Origin of the sequence: Pseudomonas mandelii, from assembly GCF_002251635.1 — a bacterium.
In the GTDB taxonomy this organism is placed as follows: Bacteria; Pseudomonadota; Gammaproteobacteria; order Pseudomonadales; family Pseudomonadaceae; genus Aquipseudomonas; species Aquipseudomonas mandelii_B.
Genome location: NZ_NMOJ01000245.1, coordinates 1 through 23,134, shown reverse-complemented (window position 1 = coordinate 23,134; position 23,134 = coordinate 1). Strand labels below are relative to the sequence as shown.

General features: G+C 61.1%; 24 protein-coding genes and 1 pseudogene. 16 read left to right on the top strand and 9 right to left on the bottom strand.

Annotation, left to right across the window (positions count from 1 at the left end; all coding sequences use genetic code 11):
- Positions 1-99 precede the first annotated feature (99 nt).
- The 3 genes from B7L09_RS29690 to B7L09_RS29680 are packed head-to-tail and all read left to right on the top strand — an operon-like array spanning position 100 to position 2,684.
- Complete coding sequence (locus tag B7L09_RS29690; RefSeq protein ID WP_094471793.1) at positions 100-798, top strand: CoA transferase subunit A; 699 nt, start codon at positions 100-102, stop codon at positions 796-798.
- A gap of 33 nt (positions 799-831) precedes the next feature.
- On the top strand, positions 832-1,491 hold the full coding sequence (locus tag B7L09_RS29685) for a CoA transferase subunit B (RefSeq protein ID WP_094471792.1): 660 nt from the start codon (positions 832-834) through the stop codon (positions 1,489-1,491).
- Positions 1,492-1,502: 11 nt separating this feature from the next.
- Positions 1,503-2,684 (top strand): acetyl-CoA C-acetyltransferase, encoded by a 1,182-nt coding sequence (locus tag B7L09_RS29680; RefSeq protein ID WP_094471791.1) that lies wholly within the window; start codon positions 1,503-1,505, stop codon positions 2,682-2,684.
- Positions 2,685-3,087: 403 nt separating this feature from the next.
- Here the strand turns inward: B7L09_RS29680 and B7L09_RS29675 are convergent, their stop codons facing one another.
- The 3 genes from B7L09_RS29675 to B7L09_RS29665 form a co-directional block, all read right to left on the bottom strand.
- Positions 3,088-4,407 carry an Nramp family divalent metal transporter gene (locus B7L09_RS29675; RefSeq protein WP_094471790.1) on the bottom strand — a complete coding sequence of 440 codons (1,320 nt, stop codon included), beginning with the start codon at positions 4,405-4,407 and terminating at the stop codon, positions 3,088-3,090.
- A 77-nt stretch (positions 4,408-4,484) separates the two neighbouring features.
- Entirely contained in the window at positions 4,485-5,009 is a 525-nt protein-coding gene (locus B7L09_RS29670; protein ID WP_094471789.1) for a DUF3833 domain-containing protein, read from the bottom strand.
- 11 nt (positions 5,010-5,020) lie between these two features.
- The gene (locus tag B7L09_RS29665) at positions 5,021-5,554 is read right to left on the bottom strand and encodes a chalcone isomerase family protein (protein ID WP_094471788.1); all 534 of its coding nucleotides are present in this window, start codon (positions 5,552-5,554) and stop codon (positions 5,021-5,023) included.
- 164 nt (positions 5,555-5,718) lie between these two features.
- Between B7L09_RS29665 and B7L09_RS29660 the strand changes: the two genes are divergently transcribed.
- From B7L09_RS29660 to B7L09_RS29645, 4 genes and pseudogenes are all read left to right on the top strand, one after another.
- Positions 5,719-6,513, top strand: coding sequence for a hypothetical protein (locus B7L09_RS29660; RefSeq protein ID WP_094471787.1), 795 nt, complete (start codon positions 5,719-5,721; stop codon positions 6,511-6,513).
- A 56-nt stretch (positions 6,514-6,569) separates the two neighbouring features.
- Complete coding sequence (gene yddG, locus B7L09_RS29655; protein WP_094471786.1) at positions 6,570-7,493, top strand: aromatic amino acid exporter YddG; 924 nt, start codon at positions 6,570-6,572, stop codon at positions 7,491-7,493.
- Positions 7,494-7,518: 25 nt separating this feature from the next.
- A pseudogene (locus B7L09_RS32695) lies at positions 7,519-7,719 on the top strand (glutathione S-transferase family protein); the annotation flags it as partial.
- Between the two features lie 91 nt (positions 7,720-7,810).
- Positions 7,811-8,398: a DcrB/PsbP domain-containing protein gene (locus B7L09_RS29645; RefSeq protein ID WP_094471785.1), complete on the top strand. Its 588-nt coding sequence runs from the start codon at positions 7,811-7,813 to the stop codon at positions 8,396-8,398.
- 3 nt (positions 8,399-8,401) lie between these two features.
- Here B7L09_RS29645 and B7L09_RS29640 read toward each other — a convergent pair whose 3' ends face one another.
- The 3 genes from B7L09_RS29640 to B7L09_RS29630 form a co-directional block, all read right to left on the bottom strand.
- On the bottom strand, positions 8,402-9,118 hold the full coding sequence (locus B7L09_RS29640) for an alpha/beta hydrolase (protein ID WP_094471784.1): 717 nt from the start codon (positions 9,116-9,118) through the stop codon (positions 8,402-8,404).
- A 183-nt stretch (positions 9,119-9,301) separates the two neighbouring features.
- Positions 9,302-10,414, bottom strand: a complete 1,113-nt coding sequence (locus B7L09_RS29635; protein WP_094471783.1) for a succinylglutamate desuccinylase/aspartoacylase family protein — start codon at positions 10,412-10,414, stop codon at positions 9,302-9,304.
- Positions 10,415-10,614: 200 nt separating this feature from the next.
- On the bottom strand, positions 10,615-11,394 hold the full coding sequence (locus B7L09_RS29630; protein ID WP_077749081.1) for an ABC transporter substrate-binding protein: 780 nt from the start codon (positions 11,392-11,394) through the stop codon (positions 10,615-10,617).
- Between the two features lie 245 nt (positions 11,395-11,639).
- Here B7L09_RS29630 and B7L09_RS29625 point away from each other — a divergent pair, with 245 nt between their 5' ends.
- Positions 11,640-12,284, top strand: a complete 645-nt coding sequence (locus B7L09_RS29625) for a type 1 glutamine amidotransferase (RefSeq protein WP_094471782.1) — start codon at positions 11,640-11,642, stop codon at positions 12,282-12,284.
- Positions 12,285-12,473: 189 nt separating this feature from the next.
- On the opposite strand, the gene B7L09_RS29615 is transcribed toward B7L09_RS29625, so the two are convergent.
- The gene (locus B7L09_RS29615; RefSeq protein ID WP_094471780.1) at positions 12,474-12,908 is read right to left on the bottom strand and encodes a rhodanese-like domain-containing protein; all 435 of its coding nucleotides are present in this window, start codon (positions 12,906-12,908) and stop codon (positions 12,474-12,476) included.
- A gap of 101 nt (positions 12,909-13,009) precedes the next feature.
- Between B7L09_RS29615 and ftrA the strand changes: the two genes are divergently transcribed.
- Positions 13,010-13,984: a transcriptional regulator FtrA gene (gene ftrA / locus B7L09_RS29610; protein WP_094471779.1), complete on the top strand. Its 975-nt coding sequence runs from the start codon at positions 13,010-13,012 to the stop codon at positions 13,982-13,984.
- A 110-nt stretch (positions 13,985-14,094) separates the two neighbouring features.
- On the opposite strand, the gene cobF is transcribed toward ftrA, so the two are convergent.
- Together cobF and B7L09_RS29600 are read right to left on the bottom strand one after the other, a co-directional pair.
- Positions 14,095-14,850, bottom strand: coding sequence for a precorrin-6A synthase (deacetylating) (gene cobF, locus B7L09_RS29605; RefSeq protein ID WP_094471778.1), 756 nt, complete (start codon positions 14,848-14,850; stop codon positions 14,095-14,097).
- Positions 14,850-15,410 (bottom strand): histidine phosphatase family protein, encoded by a 561-nt coding sequence (locus B7L09_RS29600; RefSeq protein ID WP_094471777.1) that lies wholly within the window; start codon positions 15,408-15,410, stop codon positions 14,850-14,852. Before B7L09_RS29600 ends, cobF begins: the two co-directional genes overlap by 1 nt.
- Before the next feature lie 340 nt (positions 15,411-15,750).
- Between B7L09_RS29600 and B7L09_RS29595 the strand changes: the two genes are divergently transcribed.
- From B7L09_RS29595 to astA, 7 genes are all read left to right on the top strand, one after another.
- Entirely contained in the window at positions 15,751-16,605 is an 855-nt protein-coding gene (locus B7L09_RS29595) for a MurR/RpiR family transcriptional regulator (protein ID WP_094471776.1), read from the top strand.
- Positions 16,606-16,607: 2 nt separating this feature from the next.
- Positions 16,608-17,252, top strand: a complete 645-nt coding sequence (locus B7L09_RS29590; RefSeq protein ID WP_094471775.1) for a cysteine hydrolase family protein — start codon at positions 16,608-16,610, stop codon at positions 17,250-17,252.
- Entirely contained in the window at positions 17,249-18,580 is a 1,332-nt protein-coding gene (locus B7L09_RS29585; RefSeq protein ID WP_094471774.1) for a type I glutamate--ammonia ligase, read from the top strand. The genes B7L09_RS29590 and B7L09_RS29585 overlap by 4 nt, the downstream gene beginning before the upstream one ends.
- Entirely contained in the window at positions 18,564-19,316 is a 753-nt protein-coding gene (locus B7L09_RS29580; RefSeq protein WP_094471773.1) for an N-formylglutamate amidohydrolase, read from the top strand. Before B7L09_RS29585 ends, B7L09_RS29580 begins: the two co-directional genes overlap by 17 nt.
- A gap of 56 nt (positions 19,317-19,372) precedes the next feature.
- Entirely contained in the window at positions 19,373-20,722 is a 1,350-nt protein-coding gene (locus B7L09_RS29575; protein WP_094471772.1) for an APC family permease, read from the top strand.
- Between the two features lie 119 nt (positions 20,723-20,841).
- Positions 20,842-21,858, top strand: coding sequence for an arginine N-succinyltransferase (locus B7L09_RS29570; RefSeq protein ID WP_094471771.1), 1,017 nt, complete (start codon positions 20,842-20,844; stop codon positions 21,856-21,858).
- 61 nt (positions 21,859-21,919) lie between these two features.
- On the top strand, positions 21,920-22,954 hold the full coding sequence (astA, locus tag B7L09_RS29565; protein WP_094471770.1) for an arginine N-succinyltransferase: 1,035 nt from the start codon (positions 21,920-21,922) through the stop codon (positions 22,952-22,954).
- Positions 22,955-23,134: the final 180 nt, after the last annotated feature.

Below are 23,134 nucleotides of genomic sequence, written 5' to 3'. Positions count from 1 at the left end.
AATCAACCTTAAAAATCAACTTAACAAATAAATCCTCCAGCGAGACACTCCTACCCCATACGGCTAGCCAGCCGCCCACAAAGAATAAAAGAGGTGCATATGGCAGGTTTCGACAAGCGCGTGAGTTCCTATGANGAAGCNCTGGCAGGTCTTGAAGACGGCATGACCGTGATCGCCGGCGGCTTCGGCCTGTGCGGGATCCCGGAAAACCTGATCGCCGAGATCAAGCGCAAAGGCACCCGTGACCTCACCGTGGTTTCCAATAATTGTGGCGTCGACGGTTTCGGCCTGGGCGTGCTGCTGGAAGAAAAGCAGATTCGCAAAGTGGTGGCCTCCTACGTCGGTGAGAACAAACTGTTCGAAGACCAACTGCTCAAAGGCGAAATCGAAGTCGTCCTGACCCCCCAAGGCACCCTCGCCGAAAAAATGCGCGCAGGCGGTGCCGGCATCCCGGCTTTCTTCACCGCCACCGGCGTCGGCACCCCGGTTGCCGAAGGCAAGGAAACCCGTGAATTCCATGGCCGCAAGTACCTGATGGAAGAATCCATCACCGGCGACTTCGCGATTGTCAAAGGCTGGAAAGCCGACCACTTCGGCAACGTCATCTATCGTCATACCGCCCAGAACTTCAACCCGCTGGCCGCCACCGCCGGCAAGATCACCGTGGTCGAAGTTGAAGAAATCGTCGAACCGGGCGAGCTGGACCCGGCGCAGATCCACACCCCTGGCATCTACGTCGACCGGATCATCTGCGGCACCTTCGAGAAGCGCATCGAACAGCGCACCGTGCGTAAGTGATCCCCAGCCCCCGGACCTGAAGGAAAAATAACAATGGCACTTTCCCGCGAACAAATGGCTCAACGCGTCGCCCGCGAAATGCAGGATGGTTTCTACGTCAACCTCGGCATCGGCATTCCGACCCTCGTGGCCAACTACATCCCCGAGGGCATGGAAGTGATGCTGCAATCGGAAAACGGCCTGCTGGGCATGGGTCCGTTTCCGACTGAAGAAACCATCGATGCCGACATGATCAACGCCGGCAAACAGACGGTGACTGCGCGCATTGGCGCGTCGATTTTCTCCTCCGCCGAGTCCTTCGCGATGATTCGCGGCGGCCACGTCGACCTCACCGTGCTCGGCGCGTTTGAAGTCGACGTACACGGCAACATCGCTTCATGGATGATCCCCGGCAAACTGGTCAAAGGCATGGGCGGCGCCATGGACCTGGTGGCCGGCGCGGAAAACATCATCGTCATCATGACCCACGCCTCCAAAGACGGTGAGTCCAAACTCCTGTCCAAATGCAGCCTGCCGCTGACCGGCGCCGGGTGCATCAAGCGTGTGCTGACCGACCTGGCTTACCTTGAAATCGAAAACGGCGCGTTCATTCTCAAGGAACGCGCACCTGGCGTCAGCGTTGAAGAGATTGTGAGCAAGACCGCCGGTAAACTGATCGTCCCGGACCACGTTCCAGAAATGCACTTCCAGTGAGGACAGATTCCATGCAAGACGTCGTGATTGTTGCCGCCACCCGTACCGCCATCGGCAGTTTCCAGGGCTCGCTGGCCAATGTGTCTGCCGTTGACCTCGGCGCCGCGGTGATCCGTCAGCTGCTGGCGCAAACCGGCCTGGACGTTGCTGAAGTCGATGAAGTCATCATGGGGCAGGTGTTGACCGCCGGTGCCGGGCAAAACCCTGCGCGCCAGTCCGCGATCAAAGCCGGTCTGCCGTTTACCGTGCCGGCGATGACCCTGAACAAGGTCTGCGGCTCGGGCCTGAAAGCGCTGCACCTGGCCACTCAGGCGATTCGCTGCGGCGACGCCGACGTGATCATTGCCGGCGGCCAGGAAAACATGAGCCTGTCCAACTACGTCATGCCCGGTGCCCGCACCGGCCTGCGCATGGGTCACGCCNAGATGATCGACAGTATGATCACCGACGGCTTGTGGGATGCGTTCAACGACTACCACATGGGCATCACCGCCGAGAACCTGGTGGACAAATACGGCATCAGCCGTGAAGCCCAGGACGCCTTCGCCGCAGCCTCGCAGCAGAAAGCCACGGCCGCCATCGAAGCCGGGCGTTTTGCCGATGAGATCACGCCGATCCTGATTCCGCAGCGCAAGGGCGATCCGCTGTCCTTCGCCACTGACGAGCAACCGCGTGCCGGCACCACCGCTGAAGCGCTGGGCAAACTGAAACCGGCCTTCAAGAAGGACGGTTCGGTGACCGCCGGCAACGCTTCGTCCCTGAACGACGGTGCCGCCGCCGTGATCCTGATGAGCGCCGACAAAGCCAAGGCCCTGGGTCTTCCAGTGCTGGCGACAATCGCCGCTTACGCCAACGCCGGTGTTGACCCCGCCATCATGGGCATCGGCCCGGTCTCGGCCACGCGCCGCTGCCTGGGCAAAGCCGGCTGGAGCCTGGGCGACCTGGACCTGATCGAAGCTAACGAAGCCTTCGCCGCGCAATCCCTGGCGGTGGGCAAAGAGCTGGAGTGGGATGCGGACAAGGTCAACGTCAACGGTGGCGCTATTGCCATCGGCCACCCGATCGGCGCCTCAGGCTGCCGTGTGCTGGTGACCCTGCTGCATGAAATGATCAAGCGCGATGCCAAGAAAGGCCTCGCGACCCTGTGCATCGGTGGTGGTCAGGGCGTCGCGCTGGCGATCGAGCGGGCGTAAAGCGTTCAACAGACTGCGCGGGGACCCACGAAGAACCGCTGCAGTCTGGCAACACACCCGGTGCGACTCACCTCGCACCGGGTGTGGCGAGGGAGCTTGCTTCCGCTGGGTTGCGAAGCAGCCCCAACATCTCGGCAACTGTCGAAGATATTGCGTGCGCTTCGCACTCGAGCGGGAGCAAGCTCCCTCGCCACAGAGGCCTGCGCCCTGGAGACCGGGGTTACTTCTTTTCCGGCGGCANNTNNNGCCGGCCAAGACTCGGGTGTTTATTGATTTTGTGGTGGAGGCATTCCAAAAGAAGACCGAGTAATCGCTCATCGCGAGCAGGCTCGCTCCCACAGGGTTTTGTGTTCACCGCAGATCCACTGTGGGAGCGAGCCTGCTCGCGATGAGGCCAGCCCAGTCACCCCAAAAATTGCAAGATTAACCAACTGTTAGCCCCACTGATCACCCCAAACAACCCCCACGCCAACACCCGCGTCGGCCAGCGATTCACAAACGGCCCCATGAGTTTGTGATCGTTGGTCATGCGAATCAGCGGGTACAACGCAAACGGCAACTGCAGACTCAACACCACCTGACTCAACACCAGCAACTTGCCGATCGCATTGTCACCCATCAGCCAGACGCCGATGAACGCCGGGATCAATGCCAGCCCCCGGGTAATCAGCCGTCGTTGCCAGCAGGGAATCCGCAGGTTCAGATAACCTTCCATGATCACCTGCCCCGCGATGGTCCCGGTAAACGTCGAACTCTGCCCCGACGCCAGCAAGGCCACCCCGAACAACACACTGGCCAAGGCGCCGCCCACCAGCGGGTCGAGCAAGTGATAGGCGTCCTGGATGTCCACCACATCGGTATGCCCGCTCTGGTGAAACGCCGCCGCGGCGAGGATCAGGATCGCCGCATTGACCAGCAGCGCCAACGCCAGGGAGCCAATGGTATCGATCCGCGCCAGTTTGACCGCGTCCTGCTTGCTGGCCAGGTCCTTGCCGATCATTCGGGTCTGTACGATCGAGGTGTGCAGGTACAAGTTATGCGGCATCACCGTGGCCCCGAGAATGCCGATGGCCAGGTACAGCGGCGCGGCATCGCCAATGGCTGACAGGGACGGCGTGAAACCACGGGCGACGTCCGGCCAGTACGGCTTGATCAGCACCAGTTCGATAAAGAAGCACACGCCGATGGTCGCCACCAGGGCCAGCATGATCGCTTCAAGGCGGCGAAAGCCNCGGTTTTGCAGGGCCAGCACCAGCAGCGTGTCAAACGCGGTCAGTGCGATGCCGACAGTCAGCGAACAGCCCAGCAGCAAGTGGAAGGCCAGCGCACAGCCCAGCACTTCNGCAAGGTCGGTGGCGATGATGGAGATTTCCGCCAGCACCCACTGCGTGCGCGAGGAGCGCTTGCTATAGCGCTCGCGGCACAGTTGCGCCAAGTCTTTGCCGGTGGCGATGCCCAGGCGCGAGCACAGGCATTGCACCGCCATTCCGGCCAGGCTGGCCAGCAGCACTACAAATAGCAGGCTGTAGCCGTAACGTGAACCGGCTTCGATGGCCGTGGCCCAGTTGCCCGGGTCCATGTAGCCAATGGAGATCAGCAAGCCAGGCCCGGCAAAGCGCAGCATGCGCTTGAAGAATGAAGCACGGGGGTCAACGACTACGCTGCCCGCCACTTCCGGCGGGCAAAACGGCGCAGTGGCAACTTTGGGCAAACTGAATTTCACGCAAACATCCGTCGACAGGTGGAAAAGCGCAGCTTAGACGTTTCAGCCCGTGCGCCCAAGGGGCAGATGCCCGGGTATCAGGCGCCGTGGCGGCGGAAGAACAAGGTCACCTGGCCCAGCTCGACACCGAACTTGGTCATGGCTGAGCGATTGGCCATGGTGTTTTCGTCCAGCAAGTACATCCAGTCGTCGAAATGCACCTGGTAGACCTTGTCGTCCACCGGCAGGCTGAGTTCATAGCGCCAGTGCAGCGCGTTGCCGGCGACCTCACCGCGGGACTCGCCGACCACATCGCCGGCCGTTCCGCGCCAACGGCCAGGGCCGTCCGGGTACAACGTCCAGACGCGGGTCTGCTTCGTGCCATCGCTGTAGGTAAAGGCTTCATGCATGATCAGGTTCTGGCCGTCCATTCGGCTGTTGATCAGCACATGAAAGCGCTTGATCACCTCGCCCGAGCGCTTCTGGAACATTCCCCAGCCATCCACTCGCCCGACGAAGAACCCGGGTAAATCCAGCTTGGGGTTTTGCTCGCTGTAGTGCTGCACATCGATGCTGCAACCGGCCAGGCAGACGCACAACACCAGCAGCAGATTCTTCAGCATTGTCCTGCACCTCAAGGCTTGGCGTTGCCCAGCAACTGCTGGCGCAACTCGGGATTACGTGTACGTGGGTCGAGCCAGATATCGAAAAAGGCCTTGGCAAATTGCGGGTCTTTCACTTCGTGTTGCGGCTGCTGGCCGACAAAGAACCGCGCGCCCTGCCCCGGCAAATAAACGCCGGTAATGCGCGTGCCGGCTTTTACATCGACGAACGACTGTTGCATCTGCGCCTTCCAGCGCTCGAGTTGCTCGGTGCTGACCGAGGCACCGGACAACCGCTTAATTTCATCGACACTGGCCTGCACCAGATCATCGCGGGAAATGCTGCGCTGATAGATCAGTTCCAGGGCAAACGGCTGGTCCGGCGCCAAGGGTCGAGCCGCACTCCAGAGCCGAGCGTTGTACACATCGAACCCGAACACCCGAAACTCACCGGTGCCAATGATCTGCGCGCCGGGCAATGCCTCCTGCCAATTGGCCAAGGCCTGGGTGCCTGACAATCCCAGCAACAACACACCGTGATACAAGCGCAACCGGAGTCTGTTCATCGCGTTTTTTTCACCATGGGCATCTGTTAAAAACTTATACGCAAAGCTTCAATTTGTACAATTATTTGAGTCGCAAGCTTTGTATACAAAACCCCCTCATTCCTAGAGCAATCCTGCTTCCGCAGTGCTAACGTTGGCGCCTCACTCAGGTCGGAGACGTGTGCGTGTTGATGCTCAAACTGCTGGTGATTCCAGGCTTTCTCTTGTTGATTTCCCTGGCGGGCAAACGCTGGGGTCCCAGCGTGGCCGGTTGGCTGTCGGGATTGCCGGTGGTGGTCGGGCCGATTCTGTTCTTCCTTGCCATCGAACAAGGCCAGGTGTTTGCCGCTCAATCGGCGACGGCGGCGTTGTCGGCGATGTTCGCGATGATTGCCTTCTGCGTAACCTACGCCCAGGTCGCTCAACGGGCGGGATGGCCATGGGCGTTGACGATTTCACTGCTGGTCTGGGGTGTCGTGGCCGTGATGCTCTCGCTGATTCCACCCTCGCGGGTGTTCTCGGTGATCGCGGCCGCCACCGCGCTGCTGGCGGCGCCGTACCTGTTTCCCAGCGTGCAACCCATCATTACAGGCCCGGCGCCGAAGTCCGACAGACTGCTGCTGCGCATGATCGCCGGCGCCCTGCTCACCCTCGCCGTGACATTACTCGCCAGCACCGTCGGCGAAGGCTGGAGCGGTTTACTCGCGGTGTTCCCGGTGCTCGGCAGCGTGATGGCGGTGTTTTCCCAGCAAACCCGCGGCCCGGCGTTTACGGCTGCATTGCTGCGGGCGACGGCGACCGGCATGTATTCGTTCGCGGCGTTTTGCCTGGTGTTGGCGCTGGCGTTGCCCGACATGGGCATGAACGCCTTTGCCCTCGGTGTTGCGGTGTCCGTGGGAATGTTGGGCATTACCAGGCGCTTGCTGGCGCGGCCGGTCAACCCGACGACCGAGACTGGACGATCAGCGATCAAACGCTAAGCTCCTTCACATCCAGAGGGCCAGGATGTCGCCCGCTACGTGCTGAAGGAACAGACATGAGTCTCGCATCGTCCCTCGTCCGTACCCCCCACTCAGCCACCGCCGTCGGCGTGATCGCGATCGTTCTCTGGTCCTGCCTCGCGCTATTGACCACCCTCACCGAAGGCATTCCCCCCTTTGAACTGCTGACGCTGAGCTTCGGCATAGCATTTGTGGCGAGCCTGGTGATTCTCGGTCGACGCGGGCTCGCTGGCTTCAGTAGCTGGCGACAGCCCTGGGCAGTATGGGTGACCGGGTTCGTGGGCATTTTCGTTTATCACGCGCTGTATTTTTTCGCGCTCAAAGTCGCCCCGGCGGCCGAAGCCAGTCTGATCAACTACCTGTGGCCGCTGTTGCTGGTGCTGCTGTCGGCGTTCTCGGCCGGGGAAAAGCTGCACAAACGGCAAATGCTCGGCGCGCTGTTGGGGCTGGCCGGCACCGCGTTCATCATGCAACAACACGGCCCGGAGGCTGGCGCATCGATGCCCATCGCCGGCTATCTCGCGGCCTTCGGCTGTGCGTTGATCTGGGCCGGTTACTCGGTGATCAACCGCCGGTTCAACAACGTGCCCAGCAGCATCATCGGCGGGATCTGCGGTATGTCGGCCGTGTCCGGTCTGATCTGCCACCTGACCTTCGAAACCACGGTGCTGCCTGATCCCGGGCAATGGACCGCGATTGTGGTGCTCGGCCTCGGGCCAGTCGGGTTGGCATTTCTTGCCTGGGACCACGCCACCAAACACGGCAGTCTGGCGACGCTGGGGGCACTTTCCTACCTGGCGCCGTTGATTTCGACATTATTGCTGCTCGCCGTGGGACGCAGCCATGCCGGCCCGATTCTGATCGTCCCTGCCGTGTTGATCATCGCGGGGGCGGTGATCGCCACGTCAAGAGCAAGCGATAGAGCGCCCGCAACACGTTCGATTGTTCCGAACGAGTAGCGCAAGAACCTTGTACGNCAATGGACTGTGGGGCTGGGCCAGCTACGCGCATTACATCCTCGGTGAGAACGGTCTGGCGGCTTACCCGAACGTCAAGCGTCTGTTCGATGAAATCAGCGCTCGCCCCGCCGCCCAGCGTGCGCAAGGGTTGAAAGAGAAGCTGGTGCTCAAGGCCGAGTTCGACGAAGAAACCCGTCGTAACCTGTTTCCGCAGAATCAGGCGTAAGAATGTTTGGAGGTGTTATTGCGCGCTGGAATGCATTACAGCCTCCATGGGATGATTGCGGCGAATGCGCCATCATCCCTGGAGTTTCCGAATGTCATTGTTGAGTAAAAAAGCCGTTGTCCTGTTACTGACGGCGGCCGCCAGCCTGGGGGCGTTGAATGCCTATGCCGCCAAGGCCACTGCCAGCGATAAAGCGCCTGCACAGGAAGTCTCGATGCTCGGCGGCAAGTTCAAGTTCACCCTGCCCAAGGGCTTCATCGCCAACCCGCTGCCGGCCGGCGACGCAGCCACCGGAACTGCCGGGGCAACGGGCACCATGTACACCAACCAGACCACCAAAACCGTCGTAATCGCCGCTGAAAACACCATTCCCGGTGGCGCCAATGTCAAGGATAACGACGGTCCGTTCCTCGACTCCGCGGCGGCCGACTTCGCCACCGAACAAGCCAAGGCGCTGCCTGACTTCACCAAACTCAGCGAAAAAAGCCTGACCCAGAAAGGCACCGGCCTCGGCTTGCGGCAGATCGACAGCACCGCCACCCAGGGCGGCGGCAAAACCCTCGACACCACCGTGATGGCCGCGTCCAACACGCGTATGGCGATCGTTCAGGTGATTTCGCGCCTCAGCGACAATGGCGGCCACGAGACGCTGGTCAAACAGATCGTCAGCGGTAAATAAGATTCAAGGGTTGAGGCGCTGCAACCAGGCGCTCAAGTCCTGCATTTCGGTGGCACTGATGCTGTGACCGACGCCGGGGTAGGCATGAAACTCAGGCTTGAGTGACAGGCTCTGCAACAGGCTGTTGGCCTCGGTGCCGTCGATGTACGGCAAGCGTTTGTCTGTCGTGCCATGACCGATGAAGATCGCCAGCTTCTGGCGTTTTTCATCCGGTTTGAGTTCGGATTTCAGCACCGGCAGAATCCGCCCGCTCAACGCCGCAATCCCGCCGACGGCTTCGGGATGACGCAGCGCCACCTCGTAGGACATGATCGCGCCCTGGCTGAAACCCACCAGGAACACCTTGTCGGGTTCGGTGTGATATTTTTTCGCTGCCTGTGCGATGAAGTCCAGCAACACCTGGCCGCTGGCCTTCAGATCATCGGTCTCACCGTTGTAGGCAGCGTTGCCCTTCTCGCGAAACCACTTGTAACTGCCCTCCTCCATCACCATCGGTGCCCGCACTGACAGGAAGGTGTATTGCGCCGGCAATTCATCCTTGATATCGAAAAGGTCCTGCTCGTTACTGCCGTAACCGTGGAGAAAAATCACCAGGGGCTGGTGGCGGGATTCGGGGTTGGCCTGCTCAAGATATTTGAGCGGCAGATCAGTGTGCAGCGGGGTTTCAGCGTGGACAGTGGCGCTGGCCAGCAGCGTCAGCAGAGCGAGAAACTTCAACATAAGCCTTCCTTCACAGAGCGCAGGATTCGGGGGAGAGCCTAACACTGTGAAGCTTGCCGGGGACATTCGGTGCTGCTGATGCAGCCATCGCAGGCAAGCCCGCTCCCACAGGTTTTGTGAACACCGCAAATACTGTGGGAGCGGGCTTGCCCGCGATGAGACCCGAAAGAACAGCGACATTCCTCAGTCGTTAACCAGTTTCCCAACCCGAATCACCTCACGCCCCGCCACTTTCGCCTGCCACGTGCCCGGCTGCGTATACCGCCCGCGATCAATCGCAAACAACACGCCGCTGGTCCCGGCGCGCACGGTGGTCACGCGGTCGTTCAGTGGATCAACCACCTCAAACAACGCATCGCCCTTCTCCACCCACTCCCCCGAATCACGCAGAAAACTCACCACTCCGTGATGCGGCGCGAACAGGTACTCGGTGCCCTCGAACGGCATGCCTTCACAGCACTCGTTCGGTGCCGCAGGCCAGGTACCGGTGATGAAACCTTGCTCGGCGAGGAACCCGAGAATCGCCTCGCAATTGGCCTGGGCCTGATCGACTCGCGTATCGCCCATGCTGCCCAATTCCAGCGTCGTCGCCAGGTTGGCCGGCGGAATCGCCGCCTCGGGGAAGGCCCGCGCCAGGCGCAACCACGGCGACGAACAGGACTCGTCAAATGAACTGCCGCCGGAGTCTTCACAGAGCAACGCCACCCCGGCCTTCAAACGCGCGGCCAGGGATTGCCACTGCGGCCAGTGTTGCGGCAAGGCATACAGATGAATCGCCGCATCGAAATCGCAATGCAGGTCCAGCGTGATGTCGGCCTCGCACGCGTGGCGCAGCAGCAGGCGGTGCATGGCTTCCAGTTGCGAGGCCGGTGCCGGCAAGTTGTCGAGGACTTGACCCATGGTTTGGCGAATTAACGCAATATTAGCTGCCGCGTCGCTGCCCAATCGATCACCAATCAACGCGGCCACCGGGGCGCTGAGTTCAACGAAGGCGCGGTTGAAGTTCTTGCCGCTGCCCAGCTCGAAGCGGCCCATGTGGCTGCCTTGCAGGTGCTGGTCAAGACCGATCGGATTGGCCACCGGCACCAGCTCGATCACGCCCTGCAACTGGCCCTGGGTTTCGAGTTCGGCCAAGCGTTTCTTCAGCTCCCAGGCCGTGCGCATGCCGGGTAACTCGTCAGCGTGCAGACTGGCCTGGATATAAACCTTGCGAGGGCCCGCGCCGTAACGAAACACGCTGAGGGTGCGTTCGGTGCCCAGGTGGCTCCAGGGCAGAAGATGGTCGATGCGTTGCATGGGAACTCCCAATGTTCAAACGATGAGATCAAATGTGGGAGCGAGCTTGCTCGCGATGACGATGTCCTGGTCGAAAACTCTTCACCTGACACACTGCTATCGCGAGCAAGCTCGATCCCACAGGTTATTCGTCTCAATAAAAATGCGCATAAAAAAAGTGGCAACCGCGTCAACGGTTGCCACTTTTTTGCACGGCGTGATTACTGGCCGTAAACGTCAAAGTCGAAGTACTTGTCTTGCACTTGCTTGTACTTGCCGTTGGCGCGGATTTCGGTGATGGCGGTGTTGAATTTGTCGGCCAGCGCAGTATCGCCCTTGCGCACAGCAATACCGGCGCCGCCGCCGAAGTACTTGGCGTCTTCGTAGGTCGGGCCGACGAAAGCGAAGCCTTTACCGGCGTCGGTTTTCAGGAAACCGTCGTCCAGGTTGACCGAGTCGGCCAGCAGCGCGTCTACGCGACCGGACACCATGTCCAGGTTGGCTTCCTGCTGGGAGCCGTAGCGAACCAGGTTGATACCGGCCGGCACCAGCACTTCGGTGGCGAAGCGGTCGTGGGTACTGGCACGCAGCACACCGACTTTCTTGCCCTTGAGTTCGGTCAGCGGGTCCTTGATGTCGGTACCTGCCTTCATCACGAAACGGGCCGGGGTGTGGTAGTACTTGATGGTGAAATCGACGTTCTTCTTGCGATCGTCAGTGATGGTCATGGACGACAGGATCGCGTCGATTTTCTTCACTTTCAGTGCCGGGATCAGGCCATCGAATTCTTGCTCGACCCAGGTGCACTTCACTTTCATCTGCTCGCACAGCGCGTCGCCGATATCGACGTCGAAACCGGTGAGTTTGCCGTCAGGGGTTTTCATCGAGAATGGCGGGTAACCGGCTTCGATACCGATGCGGATCGGCTTGGCGTCATCGGCCACGGCGGTCAGGGACAACATCGACAGTGCCAGGGCACCAAACATCACTAGCTTCTTCATTTATAACTCCTGTGTGCGGAGGCTTTTATTGGCAGCTTTCGAATGACTTTCGGTCGGTGACGATCGAAGTGGCCGGCAGTCTAGAGCGGCTTCAAACGGGCAAATTGTGTTTAAGCGACAAATACTTATAGAAAAGTGGCCGAACAATTCAAAGCCCTTGAAGCGTGCGCCAAGGCGGTGCAAGGACTGTAGGACAAGCCCTTTTTTCAGACAAAACCTACGCGCAAAAACTACAGAGAGTACCGATGCCCACATTGAATCTGATCCAGCACCACCCCGCCGAAGGTCCTGGCGCCATTGCCGATTGGGCCAGGTCCCGAGGCTTGACGCTGGACGTCTTTCGCGCCGACCTCGGCCACTTGCCGCCGGTGAGCGCGGCGCCCGTGATGGTGTTGGGCGGGCCTTATGAATCCAACGCCGGGCCGGCGTGGCTGGAAGCAGAACGGCAGTGGCTGGCGGCAAGTCTGGCTCAGGGCGCGGCGGTGTTTGCGATTTGTCTGGGGGCGCAGTTGCTGGCGCTGAGTCTGGGTGGGAACGTGCGGCGGATGGATCGAACCGAAACCGGCTGGACCACCGTGACGTTCGTCGATGGCCGGACGCTGAAAGTGCTGGAGTGGCACGAAGACGCAATCGACTTGCCGCCTGATGCGCAGGTGCTGGCCAGCAGTGATCAATGTGAACAGCAGATGTACCGCGTGGGGCCGACGCGGGTGGGCTTGCAGTTTCATCCGGAGTGGAATGCGGAGTCGGTGGCGTTGCTCAATGCGCACTTTGGAAAGGCGTCGCCATTGCCCCGGGGGGAACAGGACAGCGCCGCCCATGCAGCCGTGTTCGAGTGGTTGCAGGCGACGCTGGATGAGTGGTGGGCAGCATGCTCAAGCAGTCGCTGAACTTAAGGATTGATGGGCTTCTGTGGCGATGGGGCTTCTGTGGCGATGGGGCTCTGTGGCGAGAGGGCTTGCTCCCGCTGGAGTGCGAAGCGCTCCCAAAATCTTCGACAATTGCCAAGATTGGGGGGCTGCTGCGCAACCCAGCGGGAGCAAGCTCCCTCGCCACGATGGTTCAGCGGTGTCTGAATATCAGCATTCGCAGCCGATGGCGGTGGTGGCAGGCCGCTGCACCGCAACACTCAGTTCCAACCCCTCATCCAGCCACCCGGTCACGCCGCCGATCATCTCCTTGACCGGGTAACCCAGCGCCGCCAGTTTCACCGCCGCCTTGTGTACACCGTTACAGTGCGGCCCGGCGCAATAGACCACAAACAGCGTGGAAGTCGGGTAACCCGCCAGGCCCTCGGCGGTGAGCAGGCGTCCCGGAATGTTGATCGCGCCCGGCACATGCCCGCGCTCGAACGCCAACGGTCCGCGCACGTCCACCAAGACAAAATCCACATCACCGGCCTGTTGGCTGCCGTACACGTCGGAACAGTCGGTTTCATAGGTCAGTCGGTTGCTGAAGTGCATCAGGGCAATGGCCGAAGGGGCTGCGGGAATGGCGCGGACCAGGCTGGTCATGGGCTGTACTCCAAGTCTTGAGTGGGTGTGAGAAGACTTTATCCGCCCGCCACTTGCGGCTACAGTGGCGCACAAGACACTCACCGGGAACTTTCCGCCAAATGCAACCGAACCCTGGATTGGTCGCGATTCTGGCCTACGACGGCCTCTGTACTTTCGAATTCGGCATCGCCGTGGAGATCTTCGGCCTGGCGCGGCCGGAGTTCGATTTCCCCTGGTATGAGCATCGTATCGTCGCCGTGGATCAGGGCCCGATGCGCGCCATGGGTGGCATTCAGGTACTGGCCGATGGCGGCATGGAATTGCTCGAAGAGGCCCGCACGATCATCATTCCCGGTTGGCGCGACCGCAACGCGCCGGTGCCGGAACACTTACTCGCCGCCCTGCGCCAGGCCCATGCGCGGGGTGCACGGTTGCTGTCGATCTGCTCCGGCGTGTTTGTGCTGGCGGCGACCGGTCTGCTGGACGGTCACGGTGCCACCACGCATTGGCGCTACGCCGCTGAGCTGGCCGAACGTTTCCCGAACATTCTGGTGGACCCGGATGTGCTTTATGTCGATTCCGGTCAACTGATCACCTCGGCCGGCAGTGCGGCGGGGATCGATGCCTGCCTGCACCTGGTGGCGCGGGATTTCGGCACGCAGGTGGCCAATTCGGTGGCGCGGCGCCTGGTGATGTCGCCGCAACGCACGGGCGGGCAGGCGCAGTTTATTCCTACGCCCGTCAGCCCGACGCCGCGCAGCGATTTGTCCCGTGTCATGCAGTGGGCGCGGGAACGCTTGCACGAACCGCTGGAGGTTCGCGAACTGGCCAGTGAGGCGGCCATGAGTGAACGCACGTTCCTGCGTCGGTTTACTGAAGCCACCGGCATGCCGCCCAAGGCGTGGTTACAGCATGAGCGGCTGGCGCGGGCGAGGGAGTTGCTGGAAAGCACCGGGCAAAACACCGACCAGATTGCCGCGCAGTGTGGGTATCGCACGGTGGAGAGCTTTCGGGTGGCGTTTCGTGGGGTGGTGGGCGTGCCGCCGTCGGTGTATCGGGAGCGGTTTGGGCGGGAGGTCAAAGCCATTATTTGAGGTGCGCTTGAGGGCCTCCTCCCGGGCACCGGTTTACCTCAAGGCTTGCGCAAGGTCAAAGCCATTATTTGAGGTGCGCTTGAGGGCCTCCTCCCGGGCACCGGTTTACCTCAAGGCTTGCGCAACAGGTAAGTATCCATAATCCACCCATTCGCCACCCGCGCCGCCTTGCGCACCCGCTCAATCTTCGGCGCCACGTCCTTGAGCTTGCCGCTGATCAGGATTTCATCCGGCGTCCCCAGATAGGCCCCCCAGTAAATCTCCGTCTCCTGATCCGCCACTTGATGGTAGGAATCCTCGGCATCGAGCATCACCACCAACGTGTCCGCATCACTCGCCTGCCCCGCCGCCAACCGGCGCCCGGTGGTAATCTCGATGGAGCGGCCAATGCGATTCAGCGGCACCTTGTGCTGNGCTGCCAGCGCTTGAACGCTGGTGATACCGGGGATCACCTCATACTCGAACGCAAAGCGGCCCGAGGCCAGGATCGCCTGCAAGATCCGCAGGGTGCTGTCGTACAACGCCGGATCGCCCCACACCAGAAAACCGCCGCACTCGCCGTCGGACAGTTCCTCATTGATCAGACGCTCGAAGGTCTGCTGCTTGGCGAGGTTCAGCGCTTCGACACTGGTCTTGTAGTCCACCTCCCCGCGCTCGCGCTCCGGGCTGTGGGCTTCGACGAAGCGGTAGTCGTGATCGGTGATGTAGCGCTCGCAGATCTCACGGCGCAGGTCGATCAGTTTGTCTTTGCTCTGGCCCTTGTCCATCAGGAAAAACACGTCGGTGCGGTTCAGCGCCTTCACGGCCTGCATCGTGATGTAGTCGGGGTTGCCGGCGCCGATGCCGATGACCAGCAGCTTTTTCATCAGATTTCTCCTTCAAGCAAACGCAGGCGCCAGCGGCCGGTGAACCGCAACTCGACGGCCGACAACGGTTCGACGTCGATCAGGTTGAATGCCTTGGCCTGCAACACCTGCGTCAGTGCCGCACGAATGACAAAGGGATGGGTGATGGCAAGGAAATGCCCCGGTGTTGCCTCAAGGGACTGGAGCCACTGCGCCACGCGCTCAGCGAGTTGCGCGACCGACTCACCACCATGGGGCGCCGAGTTCGGGTCATCGAGCCAGGTTTGCAGTGCCTCGGGGTCGGACTTTTGCAAGTCATTGATCCGCACCCCGCTCCACCGTCCGAAGTCGTAATCCCTCAGAGCCGAGACGATTTCAACGTCATTGCCAAACAACTCGGCCGTCTGCTGCGTGCGCAGCTCCGGCCCACAGAGCACCCGTGGTGCCCCATCGAACTGGCCGCTGCGCGAACCCTTCGCCAATTGGCCATAAAATTCCAACGGCTCGTTTGTAGGAAAACGCGACATTTTTTGTGCGACGGTTCGAGCGTGGCACATCAGGGTCAAACGGGTTGCCTGCACGGTTTATCACCCTGTCGATGAAATGGAAAAAGGCTCGATGCCGCCGATAATGACGCAATTGTGCCGCAAGACGCTTGATCCAGGGCGTTTCGTTTGCATCAGCACCGACAGGATGCGGGCTCATTCGAGCCTTGAATTTCGGCAATTGCTGACACCCTTGTGGGCGATGGACTACAACGCCAGTCGACTTCCGTGTAGCCCTCAGCGCACGGGCTTTTCGCCCCATTTTGGGTCCTGAAAAAACCACGAAAAATTCACTAGACATGTAGCATGCGCTACATAAATACTGTTTTAGCGATTTATGAAACAAAACCGACATACCCATCCAGCAGGAGCCCGGATGCCCTCTCTCAGAGACCTGATCACCGATCCCGGCCTGGACCTTACGCCGGCGGAACGCAAAGTCATCCGTGCCTTACTGGACCAGTACCCGCGTAACGGGCTGGGGCCGATGTCACGTTTGGCCGAACATGCCGGTGTCAGCGACCCCACCATTGTGCGGCTGGTGAAAAAACTGGGTTTCAGCGGTTACGCTGATTTCCAGGATGCCTTGCTCAGCGACATGGACCACCGCCTCCGATCCCCCAGCGCCCTGTTGCAGCTTCGTTCTCATGTTCAGAAAGGCGACGCCTGGAGTCATTACCTGGCGAACACCCATCGGGCGCTGGTGGATACCCATGCGCTGACCCAACCCGAAGATGTGCGGATTCTGGTGGAGTGGCTGCTCGACACCCGCCATCAGGTTCACTGCTTTGGCGGGCGCTTCAGCAGTTTCCTCGCCAACTATTTGCTCAACCATTTGCGCCTGCTGCGCCCGGGCTGTTTCGCCCTGGAAGACAACGCGCAACTGCCGGACCGGCTGTTCGACGTGCAGCGCCAGGACGTGGTGCTGGTGTTCGACTATCGCCGCTACCAGTCACAGGCCCTGCGCGTGGCCAATGCAGCAAAAAGCCGATACGCCCGCGTGGTGTTGTTCACGGACATCTATGCTTCACCGCTGCGGGAAATGGCCGATCTGATTATCAGTGCGCCGGTGGAATCGGTGTCGGCCTTCGACACCATGGTCCCGGCGCTGGCCCAGGTCGAGGCGCTGATTGCCTGCCTGACCCTGCGCAGCCCGGAACTGGCCGATCGCCTGGAAGGCATCGATGCCCTGCGGACCGACTTCGACACCCACCTGCTGGAGGATAAATAAGGATGTTCACGCTCCCCCACCACTCGCCCCGGGACTTGCCGTTCACTGCCGATCACACCGCGTTGTTGCTGGTGGACATGCAGCGTGCCTGGCTCGAACCACAGTTCGACCCGCACCTCAACGGACCGGACGGCGAGTACTTCCTGACCCGCACCCACATGCAGGTGGTGCCCAATCAACGCCGATTGCTCAGTGCCTTTCGCAGCGCGCGGCAAAACGTGCTGCACACGATCATCGAAAGCCTGACCGCCGATGGCCGCGACCGCTCGCTGGACCACAAGCTCTCGGACATGCACTTGCCCAAGGGCAGCCCCCCGGCGCGGATCATCGACGACCTGACGCCGACAGAAAACGAAATCGTCCTGCCCAAGACCTCTTCCGGGGTCTTCAACTCCACCAACATTGATTACGTGCTGCGCAACCTTGAAACGCGGCACCTGATCATCGCCGGCATCGTCACCGACCAGTGCGTGGACATGGCCGTGCGTGATGCCGCCGACCGTGGCTACCTGGTGACGCTGGTGGAGGATGCCTGTGCGACCTACACGCCCCAGCGTCATCAAGCCTGCCTGAACGCAATCAAGGGTTACTGCTGGATCACCGACACCCAGACCGTGCTCGGCCGGTTGCAGGAGATGCAAGCATGAGCGAACGCCTGTCGCCGCTGCCCATGACGACCATCGTCACCACCGACCTGATCGGCGTGACCCGTGGTCGCTCGTTCCCGACGGACGAACTTGAACACTACCTGACGACAGGCTGCGGCTGGGTGCCGGCCAACAGCGCCCTGACCCCGCAAGACATCATCGCCTCCACCAACCCGTGGGGCGCGTATGGCGATCTGCGGCTGATTCCCGACCTGAGCAGCCGGGTGACGGTCAACAATGGCCCGGATGCCGCGGCCCCGGCGCTGGACTTCATCCACGGCGACATTCGTGAAACCGATGGCCGCCCGTGGGGCGCCTGCCCACGCACGTTATTGCGCAATGAAGTGGAGCGGTATCGCGCCGAGTTGGGCTTGCAGGTCAACGCCGCGTTCGAACATGAATTCAACTTGAGCAGCGGCAAGGCCGATCAGCTGGCGTTCTCCCTCGAAGCCCAGCGTCAGGGCGCCGAGTTCGGTGGCTGGCTGCTGAGCGCCCTGCGCGCCGGTGGCGTCGAACCGGAAATGTTCCTGCCCGAATACGGCAAGCATCAATACGAAATCACCTGCCGCCCCGCCCTCGGTGCGGCCGCAGCGGACCGTGCGGTGAACGTGCGTGAGATCACCCGCGAGATCGCCCGGCAGATGGGCCTGGACGTGAGCTTTGCGCCAAAGACGTCCGAGCATGCCGTGTGCAACGGCGTCCATCTGCATGTCAGTCTGCTGGATCTGGACGGCCAACCGCTGATGTACGACGCCGGCACGATCAATGGCCTGTCGACCCTCGGCCAGCATTGGGCCGCCGGCATCCTGCATTACTTGCCGGCGCTGTGCGCATTTACCGCACCGACACCGGTGTCCTACGAGCGCTTGCAGCCGCATCACTGGAGCGCCTCCTACGCCTGCCTCGGCCAGCGCAACCGCGAAGCAGCGCTGCGGATCTGCCCGACCGTGAGCCTGGGCGGTAAATCAGTGGCGGCGCAATACAACCTGGAATTTCGCGCCATGGACGCCACGGCGTCGCCGCACCTGGCCATGGCCGCGCTGCTGATCGCCGGTCGCCTGGGCATCGAGCAACGCCTGGCCTTGAACGCGATCACCGATGAAATCCCCGATTCCCTGAACGAAGAACAACGCCAGGCCCGCGGCATCGTCGCCCTGCCCGCGTCCCTTGCCCAGGCGCTCGAGTACCTGCGCAACAGCGAGGCGCTGATCGAAGCCCTGCCGAGCGCGTTGATGGACACCTGGTTCGCCCTTAAAACCGAGGAACTGACGCTGACGGAACAGCTGTCGCCCGCCGAACGCTGTGAGCACTATGCACGCCTGTACTGAATCCGCTGAACTCGGTCTTTTTACCGAGCCCGCGTACACCCTGAGCCGCGAAGACTCAGCGCACCCGTTGATTCTGGTGTGTGAACACGCCAGCCGTTTTATTCCACCCGGTTTGAATGACCTGGGCCTGAGTCACGACGCGGCCCGTGAACATATCGCCTGGGACATTGGCGCGCTGGAACTGGCCGAAGGTTTGTCCCAGACACTGGGGGCGACGTTGCTGGCGGCCAATTACTCAAGGCTCTTGATTGACCTCAATCGCCCGCGCCATGCCCCGGACAGCATCCCGTCGCAGAGCGAGATTTATCCGATACCGGGCAATCGGGATCTGGACGAGGCCACGCGTGATTACCGCCGCGAATCCCTGTTCAATCCGTTTCATGCCCGGCTGCAAACCTTGATCGACCAGCGTGTCGCACAAGGGCGGCCGGTCCGGGTGGTCGGCATTCACAGCTTCACCCCGGTTTACCACGGCCAACCGCGCGCGCTGGAAGTCGGCGTGCTGTTTGGCGAAGCCAAGGGCTACGCCCAACGATTGATTGACGGGTTAAGCCAGCACCCCTTGAAGGTCGCCGGTAATGAGCCGTACAAAATCAACCCGCTGGGCGACATGACCGTGCCGGTGCACGGCGATGCACGAGGACTGGAATCGGTGTTGATCGAGGTGCGCAACGATCTGCTGCGCACCCCTGAAAACGTCAGTCGTTGGGCAGGTTATCTGGCTCCGCTGTTGTAAAAAGTCGCGTCAAACCCGCAGCGTGCAGCTGCTTTCATCCCAAGGAGTAGGGCTTCATGGAAATAGAAGAATTCGGCTACAAGCAAGAGTTGAAACGTAGCCTGTCGCTGACCGACCTGGTGGTGTACGGGATGATCTTCATGATCCCCATCGCCCCGTTCGGTGTGTACGGTTACGTCAACGCCGAAGCGCCCGGGATGGTGCCGCTGGCCTACATCATCGGCATGGTGGCGATGCTGTTCACCGCCCTAAGTTACGGCAGCATGGCGCGGGCCTTTCCGATTGCCGGCTCGGTGTATTCCTACGCGCAACGCGGCCTCAACCCGCACGTCGGGTTTATCGCCGGCTGGCTGATGCTGCTCGATTACCTGCTGATTCCGCCGCTGCTCTACGTGTACGCGGCCATGGCGCTGAATCACCTTTACCCGGACATTCCCAAGGTCGGTTTCATCCTGGCGTTTCTGGTCAGCGCGACCTTCGTCAACCTGCGGGGCATCACCTTCACTGCTCGCATGAACATTGTGTTTCTGCTGGCGCAACTGGTGGTGCTGGGGATTTTTCTGTTCTACGCCTGGAATGCGCTGCACAGCGGTGGCGGTAATGGTCAGCTGACCCTGGCGCCGCTGTATAACCCGGACACCTTCAATTTCGCCCTGCTGATGCAAGCCGTGTCGATTGCAGTGCTGTCCTTCCTCGGTTTCGATGCGATCTCCACCCTCGCCGAAGAAATCAAGGGCGACCCGGGCCGCAGCGTCGGCAAAGCAGCGTTGATTACGCTGCTGGTGATGGGCGTGATCTTCGTTGTGCAAACCTGGATTGCCACTGATTTGGCGGCCGGCATGGGCTTCACCTCCGCCGACACCGCGTTCTATGAAATCGCCGAAATCGCTGCCGGCAGTTGGCTGGCAACCCTGACCGGCGTGGCCACGGCCCTGGCCTGGGGCGTAGCGGTTGCCATCACGTCGCAAGCGGCGGTGTCGCGCCTGCTGTTCGGCATGGCCCGGGACGGCAAACTGCCGAAAGTGCTGGCCAAGGTTCACCCGAAACACAACACCCCGTACCTGAGCATCTACCTGGTGGCCGTGCTGTCGCTGGTGATCTGCTACCTGTTCATCAACTCGGTGGACACCCTCACCTCGCTGGTGAACTTCGGCGCGTTGAGCGGTTTTATGTTGCTGCACCTAACGGTGATCAATTACTACTGGCGTCGGCAGAAGTCCGGCCAGGTGATCCGCCACCTGATCTGCCCGGTGGTTGGCTTCATCATCGTCGCGGCCATCATGTACAACATGGGTGTCGATGCACAAAAACTCGGTCTGATCTGGATTGCCTTGGGCCTGGTGTATCTGTTTTTCCTCAACAAGCTGGGCACTAGCACAGCGTTGCCCGACCCGAGCAACGGCTGACAAGAAAAAGAGCGGCGTCTGACAAGAAATCAGGCGACCGCCGATTTAATGCGTGGAAACCGACAGTGATAGTCAGGTTCGGCACACATCGCCGAACCCTTTGATACAGGAGTACATCCATGCTGGTCTTACGCCCAGTCGAGTTAACCGACCTGCCCCAGTTACAGCAACTGGCGCGCGACAGCCTGGTCGGTGTCACGTCCTTGCCGGACGACACTGAACGCTTGCGCCTGAGGATTCTCGACTCCTGCGCCTCGTTCGACCAAGACGTGGAGGTTCATGGCCCGGAGAACTATTTCTTCGTGCTGGAGGATCTCGCGGCCCGGCGCCTGGTGGGGTGCTCGGAAATCCTTGCCACCGCCGGCTTCAACGAACCGTTCTACAGTTTGCGCAACCGCCACTTCACCAGCGCCTCCCGGGAGCTGAACATCGAGCACGGCGTACCGGCGTTGTCGTTGTGTCAGGACCTCAGCGGCCACACCTTGCTGCGGGGCTTTCACATCGACACGGCGCTGGTGCGCACAGCGTTTTCGGAGTTGCTGTCCCGGGCGCGCCTGCTATTCATCGCCGCCCATTCGCAGCGTTTTGCGCAAGCGGTGATCACCGAGATCGTCGGTTTCAGCAGCGATGAAGGGCAATCACCGTTCTGGGATGCGCTGGGCAAGCATTTCTTCGACCTGCCCTACGCCGAGGCCGAGCGGCTCTGCGGTCTGGAAAGCAGGACCTTCCTCGCCGAACTGATGCCGCACTACCCGATCTATGTGCCGATGCTGCCCCAGGCGGCACAGGATTGCATCGGCCGGATCCACCCCGATGGCCAGGAGGCCTTCGATATTCTTGAGCGTGAGGGATTTGAAACCAACAGCTACATCGACCTGTTCGACGGTGGGCCGACGCTGTACGCGCGCACCTCGAACATTCTCTCCATCGCCCAAAGCCAGACCGGCACGGCGCAACGGGCTTCGCTGATCGATGCGCGCGGCCGTTACCTGGTGAGCAACGATTCGCTGAAGGACTATCGCGCAATCGTCGCCGAGCTGAATGTCCAGGCCGGCCAACCGGTGGGGTTGAGCGCCGAGATGTGCGCCGCCCTGAACGTCACCGATGGCAGCGCGATCCGGCTGATTGCCCTGTGAGCATCACCCGGCCTCGTGCCCAACGACAGCGCCCGAACTGGCGCGAAGAAGGAGCTGCATCATGATTGTCCGCCCGGTTCGCATTACCGACCTGCCCGCCTTGATGGACCTGGTGCAACAGGCCGGCCCCGGGTTTACCACCCTGCCGGCCAACGAAGAACGCCTGGTGCACCGGGTACGCTGGGCCCAACGGACCTTCGCCGACCAGGTCGAGCGGGCGGATGCCGATTACCTGTTCGTGCTCGAAGATGACGATCAGCAAGTGGTCGGCATCAGTGCGTTGGCCGGTGCCGTTGGCCTGCGTGAACCCTGGTACAACTATCGGGTCGGGCTGACGGTCAGTTCGTCGCCGGACCTGGGTATTCAGCGGCAGATTCCGACGCTGTTTCTGAATAATGAAATGACCGGCCAATCGGAAATCTGCTCGCTCTTTCTGCGCCCCGATCAACGCCACGGCAGCAACGGTCGGTTGCTGTCCCTGGGACGCCTGCTGTTCGTGGCCGAGTTCCCGCACCTGTTCGGCGACAAGCTGATCGCCGAATTGCGCGGCAGCGCCGACGAACATGGTTGTTCGCCATTCTGGGACAGCCTGGGCCGGCACTTCTTCAAGATGGATTTCAGCCACGCCGATCACCTGTCGGGGCTGGGCAGCAAACCGTTCATCGCCGAATTGATGCCACGCCAGCCGCTCTACACCTGCCTGCTCACCGAACAGGCCCAGGCGGTCATCGGCAAGGCACACCCGAACACCGAACCGGCGCTGAAGATCCTCAGCGCCGAAGGATTTGTGCATCAGGGTTACATCGACATCTTCGACGCTGGCCCGGTGATCGAAGCCCCGGTCTCGAAAATCCGCACCGTGCGCGACAGCCAACCGCTGGTTTTGGCCATCGGCACGCCTGACGAGCAGGCCCCGGTGTGGCTGATCCACAACCGCCGCCTGGAAAACTGCCGCATCACCACCGCCCAAGCCCGGTTGGTGGGCAACAGTTTGATCGTCGACCGACTCACGGCCAAACGCCTGCAACTGCAACCGGGGAACTCGGTGCGGGCGGTGCCGCTGCCTGATCAACAGCGGCAGGCAGTTGCGGCGTAATCGATCGTGTTCCAGCCGCTGCGTNCCCAAAAACGAATTAAAACCTAGTGCGAGGGAGCTTGCTCCCGTTGGGGCGCAAAGCGGCCCCAAAACCTGCCACGAAATTCTTGGGGGGCAAACCACATCGATGGATTTACGACTGCTACGCAGCCGAACGGGAGCAAGCTCCCTCGCCACAGA

Coding starts and splice junctions, on each gene's coding strand:
- astA (WP_094471770.1), top strand. CDS start 21,920: ATGATTGTCCGCCCGGTTCGCATTACCGACCTGCCCGCCTTGATGGAC.
- B7L09_RS29630 (WP_077749081.1), bottom strand. CDS start 11,394: ATGAAGAAGCTAGTGATGTTTGGTGCCCTGGCACTGTCGATGTTGTCC.
- B7L09_RS29585 (WP_094471774.1), top strand. CDS start 17,249: ATGAGCGAACGCCTGTCGCCGCTGCCCATGACGACCATCGTCACCACC.
- B7L09_RS29570 (WP_094471771.1), top strand. CDS start 20,842: ATGCTGGTCTTACGCCCAGTCGAGTTAACCGACCTGCCCCAGTTACAG.
- B7L09_RS29665 (WP_094471788.1), bottom strand. CDS start 5,554: ATGAACAGACTCCGGTTGCGCTTGTATCACGGTGTGTTGTTGCTGGGA.
- B7L09_RS29625 (WP_094471782.1), top strand. CDS start 11,640: ATGCCCACATTGAATCTGATCCAGCACCACCCCGCCGAAGGTCCTGGC.
- ftrA (WP_094471779.1), top strand. CDS start 13,010: ATGCAACCGAACCCTGGATTGGTCGCGATTCTGGCCTACGACGGCCTC.
- yddG (WP_094471786.1), top strand. CDS start 6,570: ATGAGTCTCGCATCGTCCCTCGTCCGTACCCCCCACTCAGCCACCGCC.
- B7L09_RS29635 (WP_094471783.1), bottom strand. CDS start 10,414: ATGCAACGCATCGACCATCTTCTGCCCTGGAGCCACCTGGGCACCGAA.
- B7L09_RS29645 (WP_094471785.1), top strand. CDS start 7,811: ATGTCATTGTTGAGTAAAAAAGCCGTTGTCCTGTTACTGACGGCGGCC.
- B7L09_RS29615 (WP_094471780.1), bottom strand. CDS start 12,908: ATGACCAGCCTGGTCCGCGCCATTCCCGCAGCCCCTTCGGCCATTGCC.
- B7L09_RS29595 (WP_094471776.1), top strand. CDS start 15,751: ATGCCCTCTCTCAGAGACCTGATCACCGATCCCGGCCTGGACCTTACG.
- B7L09_RS29670 (WP_094471789.1), bottom strand. CDS start 5,009: ATGCTGAAGAATCTGCTGCTGGTGTTGTGCGTCTGCCTGGCCGGTTGC.
- B7L09_RS29685 (WP_094471792.1), top strand. CDS start 832: ATGGCACTTTCCCGCGAACAAATGGCTCAACGCGTCGCCCGCGAAATG.
- B7L09_RS29575 (WP_094471772.1), top strand. CDS start 19,373: ATGGAAATAGAAGAATTCGGCTACAAGCAAGAGTTGAAACGTAGCCTG.
- B7L09_RS29580 (WP_094471773.1), top strand. CDS start 18,564: ATGCACGCCTGTACTGAATCCGCTGAACTCGGTCTTTTTACCGAGCCC.
- B7L09_RS29640 (WP_094471784.1), bottom strand. CDS start 9,118: ATGTTGAAGTTTCTCGCTCTGCTGACGCTGCTGGCCAGCGCCACTGTC.
- B7L09_RS29590 (WP_094471775.1), top strand. CDS start 16,608: ATGTTCACGCTCCCCCACCACTCGCCCCGGGACTTGCCGTTCACTGCC.